Annotated in this window: 13 protein-coding genes; 7 read left to right on the top strand and 6 right to left on the bottom strand. The window is 66.2% G+C overall.

What is annotated here, in order from left to right; translation table 11 throughout:
* Positions 1–11: 11 nt before the first annotated feature.
* From yczE to CR156_RS01395, 4 genes are all read left to right on the top strand, one after another.
* Positions 12–641 (top strand): membrane protein YczE, encoded by a 630-nt coding sequence (yczE, locus tag CR156_RS01410; protein WP_100551654.1) that lies wholly within the window; start codon positions 12–14, stop codon positions 639–641.
* Between the two features lie 105 nt (positions 642–746).
* Positions 747–2,777, top strand: a complete 2,031-nt coding sequence (locus CR156_RS01405; RefSeq protein WP_100551653.1) for an FAD-dependent oxidoreductase — start codon at positions 747–749, stop codon at positions 2,775–2,777.
* A gap of 299 nt (positions 2,778–3,076) precedes the next feature.
* Entirely contained in the window at positions 3,077–3,535 is a 459-nt protein-coding gene (locus CR156_RS01400; RefSeq protein ID WP_025878087.1) for a cell wall hydrolase, read from the top strand.
* An 86-nt stretch (positions 3,536–3,621) separates the two neighbouring features.
* A complete protein-coding gene (locus tag CR156_RS01395; protein ID WP_100551652.1) occupies positions 3,622–4,233 on the top strand; it encodes a glutathione S-transferase N-terminal domain-containing protein in 612 nt (203 codons plus the stop codon).
* A gap of 119 nt (positions 4,234–4,352) precedes the next feature.
* Here the strand turns inward: CR156_RS01395 and CR156_RS01390 are convergent, their stop codons facing one another.
* The 6 genes from CR156_RS01390 to CR156_RS01365 all read right to left on the bottom strand — a co-directional run bounded on the left by CR156_RS01390 (position 4,353) and on the right by CR156_RS01365 (position 11,019).
* Positions 4,353–5,396, bottom strand: coding sequence for a suppressor of fused domain protein (locus tag CR156_RS01390; RefSeq protein WP_100551651.1), 1,044 nt, complete (start codon positions 5,394–5,396; stop codon positions 4,353–4,355).
* Between the two features lie 46 nt (positions 5,397–5,442).
* Positions 5,443–5,946, bottom strand: coding sequence for a hypothetical protein (locus CR156_RS01385; protein WP_100551650.1), 504 nt, complete (start codon positions 5,944–5,946; stop codon positions 5,443–5,445).
* Between the two features lie 192 nt (positions 5,947–6,138).
* Positions 6,139–8,019, bottom strand: a complete 1,881-nt coding sequence (gene prpE / locus CR156_RS01380) for a propionate--CoA ligase (protein ID WP_100551649.1) — start codon at positions 8,017–8,019, stop codon at positions 6,139–6,141.
* Positions 8,020–8,640: 621 nt separating this feature from the next.
* Entirely contained in the window at positions 8,641–9,255 is a 615-nt protein-coding gene (locus tag CR156_RS01375; RefSeq protein ID WP_100551648.1) for an RluA family pseudouridine synthase, read from the bottom strand.
* Positions 9,256–9,414: 159 nt separating this feature from the next.
* A complete protein-coding gene (locus CR156_RS01370) occupies positions 9,415–10,401 on the bottom strand; it encodes a malate dehydrogenase (protein ID WP_025879435.1) in 987 nt (328 codons plus the stop codon).
* 126 nt (positions 10,402–10,527) lie between these two features.
* Positions 10,528–11,019 carry a peptidylprolyl isomerase gene (locus CR156_RS01365; RefSeq protein WP_089239021.1) on the bottom strand — a complete coding sequence of 164 codons (492 nt, stop codon included), beginning with the start codon at positions 11,017–11,019 and terminating at the stop codon, positions 10,528–10,530.
* A 238-nt stretch (positions 11,020–11,257) separates the two neighbouring features.
* Here CR156_RS01365 and typA point away from each other — a divergent pair, with 238 nt between their 5' ends.
* The 3 genes from typA to CR156_RS01350 are packed head-to-tail and all read left to right on the top strand — an operon-like array spanning position 11,258 to position 15,248.
* Positions 11,258–13,105 carry a translational GTPase TypA gene (gene typA, locus CR156_RS01360; protein WP_025879437.1) on the top strand — a complete coding sequence of 616 codons (1,848 nt, stop codon included), beginning with the start codon at positions 11,258–11,260 and terminating at the stop codon, positions 13,103–13,105.
* 11 nt (positions 13,106–13,116) lie between these two features.
* Positions 13,117–13,584 carry a DUF2127 domain-containing protein gene (locus CR156_RS01355; RefSeq protein WP_025879438.1) on the top strand — a complete coding sequence of 156 codons (468 nt, stop codon included), beginning with the start codon at positions 13,117–13,119 and terminating at the stop codon, positions 13,582–13,584.
* A 41-nt stretch (positions 13,585–13,625) separates the two neighbouring features.
* On the top strand, positions 13,626–15,248 hold the full coding sequence (locus CR156_RS01350) for an amidase (RefSeq protein ID WP_100551647.1): 1,623 nt from the start codon (positions 13,626–13,628) through the stop codon (positions 15,246–15,248).
* Positions 15,249–15,277 lie beyond the last annotated feature (29 nt).

The raw sequence follows: 15,277 nt of genomic DNA, 5'->3' as shown, positions 1-15,277 counted from the left end.
CTGAGCCTGTCATGCCCACCGCCCTGCCCCTGCGCCTGCTGCAACTGATCATCGGCCTGTTCCTCTATGGCTTCGGCGCCTCGTTGATGATCCGCGCCGCGATCGGTGTCGCGCCGTGGGATGTGCTGTCGCAGGGCATTGCGGCACAGACCCCGTTGTCGTTCGGCCTGGCCACCAACGTGATCGGCGCGCTGGTACTGCTGCTGTGGTGGCCGCTGCGACAGAAGCCCGGCGTCGGCACCGTGCTCAACGTGATGCTGATCGGCCCCTCGGCCCAGTTCGGGCTGTGGCTGCTGCCCCCGGCCGTCGGCCTCGGCTGGCAGGTGGCGATGTTCTGCGCCGGCATGCTGCTGGTGGCGCTGGCCACCGGCCTGTACATCGGCGCGAAGCTGGGCCCTGGGCCGCGCGATGGCCTGATGACCGGCCTGCACGCGCGCACCGGCTGGCCGATCTGGAAGGTGCGGAGCCTGATTGAAGGCAGCGTGCTGCTGCTGGGCTGGTGGCTGGGTGGCAACGTCGGCGTCGGCACGCTCGCCTTCGCACTGCTGATCGGGCCGCTGTGCGGGATCACCCTCGGCTGGTTCGGGATCGGCCGCGCACCGGTAGTGCCGGACGCTGGCCGACAACCTCAGTCGCCCTGAGCTGACCGGAATGTCGGCCAACGGCCGGCGCTCCCCATCTGCCAGCCCTTGCCCCCGGCGCAGTTTCGCGGCACCCTTCGCGCTTCCGTACGCAAGCGTATCGACATGTCGCCAGCCAACGAAAGCGCCTATCCCCACCTGTTCGCCCCGCTGGACCTGGGCTTCACCCAGTTGCGCAACCGGGTGCTGATGGGCTCGATGCACACCGGCCTGGAAGACCGCGCACGCGACTTCCCGCGCTTGGCCGCTTATTTCGCAGAGCGCGCCGAAGGTGGCGTCGGCCTGATCGTCACCGGCGGTTTCGCGCCGAACGTGGTGGGCTGGCTCAAGCCGTTCGGCGGCAAGCTGTCCTGGCCATGGGAAGTGCGTCCGCATCGGCAGCTCACCGCCGCCGCGCACCAGCACGGCGCGAAGATCTGCCTGCAGCTGCTGCATGCCGGGCGCTATGCCTATCACCCGCTGTCGGTAGCGCCGTCGAAGCTGAAGGCGCCGATCAATCCGTTCACCCCGCGCGCCCTGTCGGCCAGCGGCGTCGAGCGGCACATCGCCGACTACGCACGCAGCGCGAAGCTGGCCCGCGAGGCCGGCTACGACGGCGTGGAAGTGATGGGCTCGGAGGGCTACCTCATCAACGAGTTCGTCGCCCCGCGCACCAACAAGCGCAACGACCGCTGGGGCGGTGATGCCGCGCAGCGCATGCGCTTCGCGGTGGAGATCGTGCGTCGCATCCGCGAGGCCTGCGGTCCGGATTTCATCATCATCTACCGCCTGTCGCTGGTCGACCTGGTCGAAGACGGCAGCAACTGGGAAGAGATCGTGCAGCAGGCCCAGGCCATCGAAGCCGCTGGCGCCACGATCATCAACTCAGGCATCGGCTGGCATGAAGCGCGCATTCCGACCATTGCCACGTCGGTACCGCGTGGCGCGTTCGCCGCGGTCACCGCCAAGCTCAAGCCGCACGTGACGTTGCCGCTGGTGGCGACCAACCGCATCAACATGCCCGATGTCGCCGAGCGCATCCTCGCCGATGGCGGGGCCGACATGGTGTCGCTGGCACGCCCGCTGCTGGCCGATCCGCAGTGGCCGAACAAGGCGCGCGCCGGCCGTGCCGAGGCCATCAACACCTGCATCGCCTGCAACCAGGCCTGCCTGGACCACGTGTTCGAGAACAAGCTGGCCAGTTGCCTGGTCAATCCGCGCGCTGCCCACGAGACCGAGCTGGTCTATACCCCGACCACCGCACCGAAGCGGGTGGCCGTGGTCGGCGCAGGGCCGGCCGGCCTGGCCTGCGCCACGGTCGCTGCCGAACGCGGCCACCAGGTCACCCTGTTCGACGCCAGCGAGGAGATCGGTGGCCAGTTCAACGTCGCCAAGCGCATTCCCGGCAAGGAAGAGTTCCACGAGACCCTGCGCTACTTCCGCCACAAGCTGGCCGAGACCGGCGTGCAGCTGCGCCTGGGCACCCGTGCCGACGCGGCCAGCCTGGCCGGTTTCGATGAGGTCGTGCTGGCCACCGGCATCGTGCCGCGCAAGGTCGACTTCCCCGGTGCCGACCACGCCAAGGTGGTGAACTACCTGGACGTGCTGCTGGGCCGGGTCGAGGTCGGTGCCAACGCCGCCATCATCGGCGCCGGCGGCATCGGCTTCGATGTCGGCGAGTTCCTTGCCCATGACGGCCCTTCTCCATCGCTGGACCCGCAGCGCTGGATGGCCGAATGGGGCGTGGATGCCTCCTTCGAGGCCCGCGGCGCACTGGCCCGGCCGGCCGTGGAAGCCTCGCCGCGCAGGCTGTGGCTGCTGCAGCGCAGCGCCGGCAAGCCCGGTGCGCGCCTGGGCAAGACCACCGGCTGGATCCACCGCGCCACGCTGAAGGCCAAGGGCGTGCGCATGCTGGGCGGTGTCGAGTACCTGGGCGTGGACGATGCGGGCCTGCGCATCCGCGTCGATGGCAGCGAACAGCTGCTGCCGGTCGACCACGTGGTGATCTGTGCCGGGCAGGAACCGCAGCGCGCGCTGCAGGCCGAACTGCAGGCAGCCGGCATCGCCGCACAGCTGATCGGCGGTGCCGATGTGGCCGCCGAACTCGATGCAAAACGTGCCATCGATCAGGGCAGCAGGGTCGCCGCCGCGCTCTGATCAAAATCTGAATGGGGGCCGGAATGTGATTTCCGTCACCGGCCCCCAAGCTGAATGTCAAGCGGGACGATTCAGGATGCGTTCGGCAATGCCCCCCTACCTTGCGCCATCTTTCCGCTCACCAGCCAGTTTCCGGTGAGCCGGTGCGGACCCCGCCGATCGATCCACGATCGTGTTCTTGGGGCCGCCCACGGGGCAGCCCCGATGGCCGCCTCCCCATGACGCCAAGTCGTACCCCGCCTCCAGCAGCCTGCGCTGCCGGAACCGCCAGGTGCGTCCCACACGGAGCAAGGAGTTATATGAAACTGGCCTGGATTCTCTGGCTGTCGCAGTTGTTGCCGCAGCCGGCCGCTGATTCATTGTGTTTGAGCACCACCGTCTACCTGGAAGCCCGCGACCAGACCCTGCGTGGCCAGCAGGCCGTGGCCGAGGTCGCTCTGCGTCGCCTCGACAGCGGCCTCTGGGGCGACTCGATGTGCCAGGTGGTGACCGCGCGCAAGCAGTTCGCCCCCACCATAGTCTCCCCCGGCACCCAGCTGGGCAACGATGCGGCCTGGAGTGAAGCGATGGACGTAGCCTTCGACGCCGAGCGCAACTGGGCGCTGCCGGCCGGCGAGCGCCGCGAGATCGTGCCCGGTGCCAGCCACTTCGCTGCGCTGGCGATTGCCAGCCCGAACTGGCGCAACGCCTACCAGGTGGCCACCATCGGCGATCACACCTTCTACAAAGTGCAGAACCTCAAGCCCCGGCAGTCGTAACGATCCGTTGCCGGCGGCAGCGTTGCCGCGCGCCGGTGGGCTCTGGGATAGTGGGGGTTTCCCGCCACACCCCGCCTGGAGTTCCCATGAAGCTGTACAGCAAGCCCGGTGCCTGTTCCACCGCCGACCACATCGCCCTGCAGTGGACCGGCCAGCCGTTCGAGGTCGAACTGCTGAACAAGGACACCCTGAAGGGTCCGGAATTCCTCAAGATCAATCCGGCCGGCGCCGTACCGGCGGTCGTCGATGGCGACTTCGTGCTGCTGCAGAACGCAGCGATCATGGGCTACATCGCCGACACCTACCCGCAGGCCGGTCTTGGCGGCGATGGCAGCCCGCGCCAGCGCGCTGAAGCCACCCGCTGGCTGGCCTTCGTCAACTCCGACGTGCACCCGGCGTTCTCGCCGCTGTTCTCGCCGGGCAAGTTCATCGCCGATGAAGGGCAGTACGACGCGATCCGCGCCGCTGCCCACAAGCGCCTGCGCGCGCTGTTCGAGACCGCCGACAAGCAGCTGGCCGACAAGCCGTGGCTGGCCGGCTTCCGCAGCTTCGCCGATCCCTACTTCTACATCACCCTGCGCTGGGCCGCTGGCACCAAGGTCGACCTGTCGGGCTTGGACAACCTGGCCGCCTACAAGGCGCGCATGGACGCCGATGCGGGCGTGCAGGCGGCGCTGAAGGCCGAAGGCCTGGCCTGATGGAACCGGGGTCGGATCCGTTCGCATCGCGAACGGCTCTAACCCCATCGGTCCGGGAGGCGGGGTCGGATCCGTCTGCGCAGCAGGCGGCTCTGACCCCATCGGTACCATCGACGCGGTCAGCCGATTTCGCGGATCACTTCGCCCTTCGCATCGCGCAGGAACGTCGGCACCACTTCAACCTGCAACGTGCTCGACACCGTGTAGGTTCCGCGTTCTGGCCGCACTTCATGCCAGGCCTGCAACGCCGCGTCGTCCAGTAGCCAGCGCACGTTGTCGCCCTCGACCGTGGCGGCGCCATCGGTGGCAGGCACGAACTCCCATTGCCGTTCGCGGCTGACCAGCGTCAGTGACTTGCCGTGGCGCACGCGCAGTGGCAGCAGTTCACCCACGCTGCCGACCTGCCCTGCCCCCAGCACCAGCGTGGTGATGCCCGCCGTCTGCCGCCAGTCCAGCGTTTCGATGAACAACATGCCCGTACTGGATCCCTCACGCTCGCTGCCGGCCTGCACCTGCGCGGCCAGCGCCGGATCGTCCAGCAGGTTGCCGCGATGCAGATCGGTGATCCACAACGGCATCGCCGGCTCGAGCACCTGCAGCACACCGCGCGTGGACCAGCGCTTGATCGCGTCCATTTCCTCATCGGTCAGCCCCACCACCTGCAGGAACTGCAGCTGCCCATTGGCGGTATCGCGCGCGGGCAACTGCGGATCGGCCACAAACGCCAGGTGGCAGAGATGGGTATCGGTCTCCAGCGCGATCGGGCCGTTGGCGTTGAGGTGGTGTCCATCCTCGAACACATTGCCGCTGCTGAACACATAGCGCGCCAGATTCTGCAGCAGGTTCATCGGCCACGCAGGCGGCGTGCTGTCGGCATGTTCACCCTTGTCCGCAGCCAGGCGGAACGTCAGCTCGAAGCCGTAGCCACTGGTGGCCGCATCGCTGCTCTCTTTTGCATACAGTTCGGACAGACCGTAGGTGACGTAGTGCCAATGCGGAACCGGTGCTTCCACCCAGTACACGCTGATGCCGTCGAGCGGATCCTGGCCACCCAGCGTGTACGGCAATGCGGTACCGAAGTGACGCGGCTCCTGGCCGGCGTACAGCGGCGCCAGTGCGGCATTGATCGCATCCCAACCGGGTGTATCGGTGTCGTCCTGCATGCGGGGCTCCTGGGCGGAAAAAGAGCGGACCACTTTACCCCGCGTGTCAGCCGGGCACGACCTCGGCGGTGACCGGTGCCAGCAACACCTGGACCTCCTGCCACCAGCGCTGTGCCAGCGCCGGGCTGCGCGCCTTGCCGATCGCGGTGATCATTTCCGGGCACAGCCGTTCCAGGGTGACCGCGTCGGTACAGCGCTCGATCTTCAACTGCATGAAGTAGCCTTTCAGGCCGAGATGGCGGCGCACGGCATCGCTCATCGCATCGTACAACTGCTGGTACAGCGCCGGATCCTGCTCGCGGCCGCTGCAGAGTCCGCGCTGCGGGGCAGGTTCGGCCCTGCCGCCGACCACTTCGATCAGGCCGAGTGCGGCCAACTGCTCCAGCGCATCCTGCGGTGCGCGCAGTCCTTCGAACAAGCCGCGCAGTTCGCTTTCATCGCGCTGACCGTCCACCATCAACAGGATCGAACGCAGCGCCGCCGGCAGGCGCCGGGCGCGGTCTTCGATCTCCTGGCGGCCAGCGGCCGTCTTGGCATGCAGCAGTGCCATAGCTCCCCCTTCCCTCGATGCGATACGCATGCGTGCCCTTGCGGGCACGCTCCCCGGGGCGAGCTTAGCGCACCGGTGGCGGCGAGGAAGCTGCGCTGCAGCACCGCTGGATCTCTGTAGAGCCGAGCCCATGCTCGGCTGCGTGTACCTGACCCGGGCAGCCGAGCATGGGCTCGGCTCTACAGGACCGGGTCAACGCCCCAGCGCGCGGCGGATCTCTTCCAGAGCGCCCGGGTCGTCCAGCGTCGACAGATCGCCGGGATCGCGCTGCTCGGCCAATGCCTGCAGCGAACGCCGCAGCAGCTTGCCCGAACGGGTTTTGGGCAGCGCGTTGACCACGTGCACATGCGCCGGCCGCGCCACCGCCCCCAGCGACGCGGTCACCGTGGCCATCATCTCGGCCACCACCGCAGCCGGGTCCTCGCCATCAAGGCCCTGTTTGAGCGTCACGAACACCAGCGGCACCTGCCCCTTCAACTCGTCCTTCACCCCGATCACTGCGGCCTCGGCCACGCGCGGATGACTGGAGATCGCCTCTTCGATCTCACGCGTGCCCAGGCGGTGGCCGGCCACGTTGATCACATCGTCGGTGCGGCCCAGGATGAAGGTATAGCCATCGTCATCGCGGATGGCCCAGTCCAGCGAGCTGTACAGCAGTTCCTTGAAGTGGCTGAAGTAACTCTGCAGGAAGCGGCTGTCGTCATTCCAGACCGTGCTCATGCAGCCCGGCGGCAACGGCGGCGTCATCACCAGCACACCCTTCTGCCCCGCAGCCACTTCTTCACCGGTGTTCTCGTCGATCACCTTCATCCGGTAGCCGAGATTGGGGAAACCCGGTGAGCCGAAACGCACCGGTTTCATGTCCAGCCCAGGCAGCAGGGTCAATGCCGGCCACCCGGTTTCGGTCTGCCAGTAGTTGTCGATGATCGGCTTGCCCAGCGCGTCACTGATCCAGTGTGCGGTTGGTTCGTCCAGCGGCTCGCCGGCCAGGAACAGATACTTCAGCGCATCCAGGTCGTGCCGGTGGATGAAATCGGCATCGTGCTTCTTCAGCACGCGGATCGCCGTCGGCGACGAGAACATCGTGCGTACGTTGTACTGCTCGCACAGCGCCCACCAGATACCCGGATCCGGGTTGGTCGGCAGCCCTTCATACAGCAGCGAGGTGCAGCCGCCGATCAACGGGCCATACACGTTGTAGGAATGGCCCACGGCCCAGCCGACGTCGGAGGTGGAGAACATCACCTGCCCCGGCTTGCAGTCGAACACGGTCTGCATCGACTGCGCCATCGCCACCGCATAGCCACCGACATCGCGCTGCACGCCCTTCGGCTTGCCGGTGGTGCCGGAGGTGTACAGCAGGTAGCTGGGCTCGCTCGATTCCAGCCATTGCACCGGCACATCGGTCTGCCCGATCTGCGCACGCAGGCTGGCGTACTCGACATCACGCCCTTCGATGCGTGGCTCGGCCGGGTCCAGCCCGCGCGAAACGATCAGCACGTGCGGCGGCGGATTGCTGGCTTCGGCGCAGGCGGCATCGACCATCGCCTTGTACGGAATGAGCTTGCCGCCACGCATGCCGGCATCTGCAGCGATCAGCAGCTTCGGCTTGGCATCGTCGATGCGCAGCGCGAGGTTGTGTGCGGCGAAACCACCGAACACCACCGAGTGCACCGCACCGATACGTGCACAGGCAAGCATGGCGAACACGGCTTCGGCCATGTTCGGCATGTAGATCACCACGCGATCACCGTGGCCGACACCAAGATGTTTCAGCACGGCGGCGAAGTCGTTCACTTCGCGATACAGCTGGCGATAGGTGACTTCGCGGGTGCTGTTGGTTTCGGTGGAGATGGCGACCAGCGCGAGCTGGTCCGGGCGGTCGGCCAGATGCCGGTCGACGGCGTTGTAGCAGAGATTGGTTTCGCCACCGACGAACCAGCGCCGGAACGGCGGGTTGCTGTAGTCGAGCACCTGTTGCGGCGGCTTGTGCCAATGGATGCGCTTGGCCTCCTCGCCCCAGAATGCCTCCGGCTCGTCGATCGAACGGCGGTAGGTTTCCTCGTAGTTCATGACGCAGCCCTCCCAGACAAAGTCATGGTTCGAGCATAGTCCGGCGCTGGCGCGCGGGCCGCCCTACCTTGGTAGGGGGTGGGGTTTGTTCTGCAGGGCTTGCAGCCCTGCACCTGCAGAATCAACGTCAACGTCAACGTCAACGTCAAAAGCTGGGCTACTGAGGGATGGCGGGGCGGGTCCGGTTGCGGGGGACGCCGTGAATACGTCCCTGTAGGCTCGGTCGCGCCATCCATGGCGCTCACGCCCCCGCAACCGGACCCACCCCGCCTCCGACAATTTCCCGCTGCTGTTGGGCTGCTGTTGGTAGCTGTCGACCTCGGTCGACACATAGACCCACGCCATGCGTAGATGCTTTTCGATCACTTATCGAAATATTCGATTCCGATGGAGATTCATCCACGCATGGCGTGGGCCCATCGGCCATCGGAAATCTGTCGAAGGCGGGGCGGTGTCGGATTGCGGGGTGTCAGCCGCATGGATGCGGCTGCCAAGCCTACAGGGACGTACTTGCGGCGTCCCCGCAATCCGACACCGCCCCGCCAACCCAAGGAATGCCGCTGTTGCTGTTGCTGTTGCTTCGGCAGGTGCAGGGCGCAGCCCTGCCGATACACCTACTCTCTAGAACGGAGTCGCAGACTCGAACGCGAGCGCCTCGCCTGTCACCGGATGGGTGAACCGCAGCTCCCGTGCATGCAGGTGCACGCGCTGCGCCGCGTCCGCGCCGTACAGCACGTCGCCGACGATGGGATGACCGAGGCTGGCCATGTGCAGGCGCAACTGGTGGCTGCGGCCGGTGACCGGCTCCAGTTCAACACGCGTGCGTTGCGCCGCGACGTCACGCGCCAGCACGCGCCACCGGGTCAGTGCCGGCTTGCCGCGTTCGTGGTCGACCATCTGCCGCGGCCGGTTCGGCCAATCGACGATCAGCGGCAGATCCACTTCACCCGCATCTCCTTCAAGCAGCCCCTGCACGATGGCTTCGTAGCGCTTGCACACCTCGCGCTTCTCGAACTGCATCGACAGCGCCACCTGCACGTCCTTGCCACGCGCGTGCAGCAGCAGGCCGGAGGTGACCTGGTCCAGGCGATGCACGGTCAGCGCATCGGGATACACCGCCTGCAACCGCGCGACCACGCAGTCCTGGTTCTCCGCCGAGCGGCCGGGCACGGACAGCAGGCCGGCAGGCTTCTCGGCCACCAGCAGCGCGTTGTCGATGTAATGCAGATGGATCATCGGTTTCCTTGCCCCTCAAACGAAAACGGGGAAGCCGAAGCTTCCCCGTTTTCTGCGTACCGACCAACGGTCGGTACCTACCTCACTGGAAAAGCACCAACAACGGTTGGTACCTACCGTGATGGAAAACGTGCCGGCAAGCTGCCGGCACAGACCGCATCAGCCCAGCAGGTGGGCGACGCCGGCGCGCTCTTCTTCCAGCTCGGCCAGGGTCTTGTCGATGTACTTCTGGCTGAAGTCGTCGACCGGCAGATCCTTGACCAGGGTGTACTCGCCGTTCTCGGTGGTGACCGCGAAGCCGAAGATCACGCCTTCCGGAATCCCGTAGGAACCGTCGGACGGCACGCCCATGGTGACCCACTTGCCGTTGCTGCCCAGCACCCAGTCACGCACGTGGTCGATCGCGGCGTTGGCGGCCGAAGCAGCCGAGGACGAGCCACGGGCTTCGATGATCGCCGCGCCGCGCTTGCCGACGGTCGGGATGAAGGTGTTGGCGTTCCACTCCTGGTCGTTGATCGCATCGGCGATCGACGCACCATCGGCGGTGGCGAAACGGTAGTCCGGGTACATGGTCGGGCTGTGGTTGCCCCACACCACCAGCTTCTCCATGCCGGCGACCGGCTTGCCGAGCTTGGTCGACAGCTGGCTCAGCGCGCGGTTGTGGTCCAGGCGCAGCATGGCGGTGAAGTTGCGCGGGTTCAGGTCCGGCGCCGACTTCATCGCGATGTAGGCGTTGGTGTTGGCCGGGTTGCCGACCACCAGCACCTTCACGTCACGCTTGGCGACCTTGTTCAGTGCGGCGCCCTGGGCGGTGAAGATCTTCGCGTTTTCCAGCAGCAGATCCTTGCGCTCCATGCCCGGGCCGCGCGGACGCGCGCCGACCAGCAGGGCGATGTCGGCGTCCTTGAAGGCGACTTCAGCGTCGTCGGTGCCGACCATGCCGGCCAGCAGCGGGAACGCGCAGTCTTCCAGTTCCATCATCACGCCCTTCAGGGCGGCCTGGGCCTTGTCGACCGGCAGTTCCAGCAGCTGCAGGATGACCGGCTGGTCCTTGCCCAGCATTTCACCGGAGGCGATACGGAACAGCAGGGCGTAGCCGATCTGGCCGGCGGCGCCGGTCACGGCAACACGAACAGGTGCTTTCATGGGGATTTCCTCTGCTAAGAAGCCAAATAGCGTTGTAGAAGATGGCCGCACGGGCGGGGATGGGCCTGGCGAGGCGGCCGCAACATGGAAACGGCCCCCTTCGCAGGGGGCCGTCCGGGTATTGGATCAGGCGGGAATGAGCTTGTTCCACTCACCCACGCGCTCAGCCTGGGCGGCGAGCAGAGCGTCGGTGTCGCCTTCCAGGGTGATCGAATGGATCACGTCGCCCTGCTTGACCGAATCGACGATCGCCTGGCCTTCCAGCACCTGGCCGAACACGGTGTGCTTGCCGTCCAGCCAATCGGTCTTGATGTGGGTGATGAAGAACTGGCTGCCATTGGTGTTCGGGCCGGCGTTGGCCATCGACAGCGAGCCGATCTGGTGCTTCACACCATTCTTCTCGTCTTCGAACTTGTAGCCCGGGCCGCCGGTGCCACGACCCTGCGGGCAACCGCCCTGGATCATGAAATCGGGGATCACGCGGTGGAAGATCAGGCCATCATAGAAGCCGCGCTTGACCAGGTTCACGAAGTTGGCGACCGTCAGCGGCGCCTTGTCGGCGAACAGCTCGACCTTGATCGGGCCCTGGGTGGTGTCGAAAGTGGCGATGAGGGACATGCAGATCCTTGGATGCGGGGTGTGTAATCAGCCCCATAAGGATACACCTCCCCCGTGGCATGAGCGGCTTCGACCATCGGCGCAGGCAGGGTCTTCAGCCCGCGGACGGGCAGCGCCGGGAGCCAGGCTGAATGGGGACCTCGGCAGGTCTGAAATCCAGGTTTTCGCCAATCGTCAAGTTCGACGTATAATGTTGGACTTCTTTTTCCAAATCCGGCGCCGACTGGCCCCCTTTCGTATGTCCATCGAAAATCTTCGCAACATCGCCATCGTCGCTCACGTCGACCATGGCAAGACCACCCTGGTCGACCAGCTGCTGAAGCAGTCCGGCACCCTGTCCGAGCGTACCGTCCTCGCCGAGCGCGTGATGGACAGCAACGACCAGGAAAAGGAACGCGGCATCACCATCCTGGCCAAGAACACCGCCATCACCTGGGAAGACAAGAAGACCGGTATCAAGAACCGGATCAACATCGTCGACACCCCCGGACATGCCGACTTCGGCGGCGAGGTCGAGCGCGTGCTGTCGATGGTCGACACCGTGCTGATCCTGGTCGACGCGATGGACGGCCCGATGCCGCAGACCCGCTTCGTCACCCAGAAGGCCTTCGCGATGGGCTTCAAGCCGATCGTCGTGGTCAACAAGGTCGACCGTCCGGGCTCGCGTCCGGAGTGGGTGATCGACCAGGTCTTCGACCTGTTCGACAAGCTCGGCGCCACCAATGAGCAGCTCGACTTCCCGATCGTCTACGCCTCGGCCCTGAACGGCTACGCCGGCCTGGAAGACACCGTGCGCGACGGCGACATGACCCCGCTGTACGAAGCGATCATGCAGCACGCACCGAAGCCGGAAGTGGACCCGGAAGGTCCGTTCCAGATGCGCATCAGCCAGCTGGACTACAACAACTTCGTGGGCGTGATCGGCATCGGCCGCATCCAGCGCGGCACCCTGAAGAAGAACATGCAGGTCGCGGTGATCGACCGTGAAGGCAAGAAGCGCAACGGCAAGGTCGCGCAGGTGCTGGGCTTCCTGGGCCTGGAGCGCATCGAGCAGGACACCGCCGAAGCCGGCGACATCGTCGCCATCTCCGGTATTCCGGAACTGACCATCTCCGACACGCTGTGCCATCCGGAAACCCCGGAAGCGCTGCCGGCACTGACCGTCGACGAGCCGACCATCTCGATGACCTTCCAGGTCAACAACTCGCCGTTCGCCGGCAACAAGGACCTGTCCGGTGGCAAGTTCCTGACCAGCCGCCAGATCAAGGACCGTCTGGATCGCGAGCAGGTCCACAACGTGGCCCTGAAGGTCGAACAGCTGGAAGACGCCGACAAGTTCCTGGTCTCCGGCCGTGGCGAACTGCACCTGTCGGTGCTGATCGAGAACATGCGTCGTGAAGGCTACGAACTGGCAGTGTCGCGCCCGGAAGTGATCATCAAGCAGATCGACGGCCAGGCCATGGAGCCGATCGAGCAGCTGGTGGTGGATATCGAAGAAGTCCACCAGGGCGGCGTGATGGAAAAGCTGGGCACCCGCAAGGGCCAGCTGAAGAACATGGAATCGGACGGCAAGGGCCGTGTGCGCCTGGAATACCAGATCCCGGCCCGTGGCCTGATCGGCTTCCAGAACGAGTTCAAGACCCTCACCCAGGGTTCGGGCCTGCTGTTCCACGTGTTCGACCATTACGGCCCGAAGGAACAGGGCGCCATCGCCAAGCGCATCAACGGTGTGATGATCGCCAATGCCCCGGGTACCACCCCGGCGTACTCGCTCGGCCCGCTGCAGGAACGCGGCAAGCTGTTCGCTGCTGAAGGCGACAACGTGTATGAAGGTCAGCTGGTCGGCATCCACTCCAAGGACAACGACCTGACCGTCAACGCGATCAAGACCAAGCCGCTGACCAACATGCGCGCTTCGGGCAAGGACGATGCGATCCAGCTGACCCCGGCGATCAAGTACTCGCTGGAACAGGCCCTGGACTTCATCGAAGACGACGAGCTGGTCGAGATCACCCCGAAGGAGATCCGTCTGCGCAAGAAGTTCCTGACCGAAAGCGACCGCAAGAAGAACTCGCGCGGCGGCTGATCCAGCGAACCGTGAGCCAGAACGGCTACAACCCGGATCCGCATCGGCATCCGGGCCTCCACGTCATCGCCTTGCTCGAAGCGAGCAAGGCGATGCTGGCGTTGTTGGCGGCTACCGGGCTGGAAATCCTCGGTCCGCAGCCGCTTCGCGACGGCGTCAATGCCCTGATCCGGCGTTTCAGCCTGGACCCGGATCACGGCACCCTGCCCTCGCTGTTGAATGCAATCAGTCCCGACGCGGTGCACCTGGCCGCAGCGGCGATGATCGGCTACGGCCTGCTGCACCTGGTCGAAGCCTGGGGTCTGTGGAAAGCCAAGGCATGGGCCTCCTGGCTGGGCTGCCTGACCGCCTCCATCTACCTGCCCTTCGATATCTACGCGATCGTCCGCCATCCCGGCTGGGCCTCGTGGACCGTGCTGGCGATCAACCTGATCGTCGTCTACGTGCTGGCGCGCGACCTGCGCAAGCGCCGCCGCTGAGCAGCCGCTACACTGGGGATCGGAGCCGTCGAAGCTGCCCCATGCGCCTGTCCTTGCCGCCCCTCCTTTCCTGTCTGATCGCCGCACTGCCTGCGGTGTTTGCTGCTGGCTGCAGCCCGGCCACGTCCAGCGCCCACGCTGCCGAACCGGGTAGCAGCAACGTGCCCTTCCCCTACGCCGAGACCGAAGTCTCCGACCTGCAGGCACGCATGGTCGCCGGCGAACTGGACAGCACCACCCTCACTCACGCTTACCTCAAGCGCATCGCCACACTGGACCGCGCCGGCCCGCGCCTGCGCGCGGTGATCGAGCTCAATCCGGATGCCCTGAAGGAAGCTGCAGAGCGTGATCGCGAGCGCCGTAACGGCCGCCTGCGCGGACCGCTGCATGGCATCCCGATCCTGCTGAAGGACAACATCAACGCCGCGCCAATGGCCACCAGTGCCGGCTCCCTCGCCCTGCAGAGCTTCCGCCCCGACGATGCCTACCTGGTGCGACGCCTGCGCGAAGCGGGCGCGGTGGTACTGGGCAAGACCAACCTCAGCGAGTGGGCCAACTTCCGTGGCAACGACTCGATCTCTGGCTGGAGCGCGCGCGGGGGGCAGACCCGCAATCCCTACCGCCTCAGTCATTCGCCCTGTGGCTCCAGCAGCGGCAGCGCGGTGGCCGTGGCCGCCAACCTGGCCAGCGTGGCCATCGGCACCGAAACCGATGGCAGCATCGTCTGCCCCGCGGCGGTCAACGGCGTGGTCGGCCTGAAACCGACCGTCGGCCTGGTCAGCCGCGAAGGCATCATCCCGATCTCCTTCAGCCAGGACACTGCGGGCCCGATGACCCGCAGCGTCGCGGACGCCGCCGCCGTGCTGACCGCCATCGCCGGCCGCGATGATGCCGATCCCGCCACCGCGACCATGCCCGGCCGCGCCGTCTACGACTACACCGCACGACTGGATCCGCAGGGACTGCGTGGCAAGCGCATCGGCCTGCTGCAGACACCACTGCTGAAGTATCGCGGGATGCCGCCGCTGGTTGAGCAGGCGGTCGCCGAGCTGCGCCGCGCCGGCGCCGTGGTGGTGCCGGTGGAACTGCCCAACCAGGGCGCCTGGGCCGATGCCGAGCGCATCGTCCTGCTGTACGAATTCAAGGCCGGACTGGGGCGCTACCTCAACACCTACCAGGCACCACTGCGCAGCCTGGCCGGGCTGATCGCCTTCAACGAGGCACACAAGGGCCAGGAACTGGGCCTGTTCGGCCAGGAGCTGCTGCAGGAGGCCGAGGCGACCCCTGGCCTGGGCGATCCCGTGTACATCCGCGCGCGCAGCGATGCGCGGCGACTGGCGGGCCCGGAAGGCATCGACGCCGTATTGGCATCGCAGAAGCTGGATGCGCTGGTCGCACCGACAACCGGCGTGGCCTGGCCCCTGCGCAGCACGGGGGATGACTTCCCCGGCGAGAGCTACAGTGTCGCCGCCGTCGCCGGCTACCCCAGCCTGAGCGTGCCGATGGGCCAGATCGATGGCCTGCCCGCGGGGCTGTTGTTCATGGGCACGGCGTGGAGCGAACCGAAGTTGATCGAGATGGCCTACGCGTATGAGCAGCGCACGCGCGCCAGGCGTCCGCCGCACTTCGATACCGATGCATTGATCGAATCCGGCGATCCCTGATCGTGTTTCTGTAGAGCCGAGCCCACGCT

Origin of the sequence: Stenotrophomonas lactitubi (assembly GCF_002803515.1) — a bacterium.
GTDB classification, from domain to species: domain Bacteria; phylum Pseudomonadota; class Gammaproteobacteria; order Xanthomonadales; family Xanthomonadaceae; genus Stenotrophomonas; species Stenotrophomonas lactitubi.
The sequence above is the reverse complement of the archived record's forward strand: the minus strand, read 5'-3'. Positions and strand labels throughout refer to the sequence as shown.

What these genes read in the sequence shown, in the direction of transcription:
- CR156_RS01350 (WP_100551647.1), top strand. Translation starts at nt 13,626, where the DNA reads ATGCGCCTGTCCTTGCCGCCCCTCCTTTCCTGTCTGATCGCCGCACTG.
- CR156_RS01385 (WP_100551650.1), bottom strand. Translation starts at nt 5,946, where the DNA reads ATGGCACTGCTGCATGCCAAGACGGCCGCTGGCCGCCAGGAGATCGAA.
- yczE (WP_100551654.1), top strand. Translation starts at nt 12, where the DNA reads ATGCCCACCGCCCTGCCCCTGCGCCTGCTGCAACTGATCATCGGCCTG.
- CR156_RS01405 (WP_100551653.1), top strand. Translation starts at nt 747, where the DNA reads ATGTCGCCAGCCAACGAAAGCGCCTATCCCCACCTGTTCGCCCCGCTG.
- CR156_RS01390 (WP_100551651.1), bottom strand. Translation starts at nt 5,396, where the DNA reads ATGCAGGACGACACCGATACACCCGGTTGGGATGCGATCAATGCCGCA.
- CR156_RS01375 (WP_100551648.1), bottom strand. Translation starts at nt 9,255, where the DNA reads ATGATCCATCTGCATTACATCGACAACGCGCTGCTGGTGGCCGAGAAG.
- CR156_RS01370 (WP_025879435.1), bottom strand. Translation starts at nt 10,401, where the DNA reads ATGAAAGCACCTGTTCGTGTTGCCGTGACCGGCGCCGCCGGCCAGATC.
- CR156_RS01395 (WP_100551652.1), top strand. Translation starts at nt 3,622, where the DNA reads ATGAAGCTGTACAGCAAGCCCGGTGCCTGTTCCACCGCCGACCACATC.
- CR156_RS01400 (WP_025878087.1), top strand. Translation starts at nt 3,077, where the DNA reads ATGAAACTGGCCTGGATTCTCTGGCTGTCGCAGTTGTTGCCGCAGCCG.
- prpE (WP_100551649.1), bottom strand. Translation starts at nt 8,019, where the DNA reads ATGAACTACGAGGAAACCTACCGCCGTTCGATCGACGAGCCGGAGGCA.
- CR156_RS01365 (WP_089239021.1), bottom strand. Translation starts at nt 11,019, where the DNA reads ATGTCCCTCATCGCCACTTTCGACACCACCCAGGGCCCGATCAAGGTC.
- typA (WP_025879437.1), top strand. Translation starts at nt 11,258, where the DNA reads ATGTCCATCGAAAATCTTCGCAACATCGCCATCGTCGCTCACGTCGAC.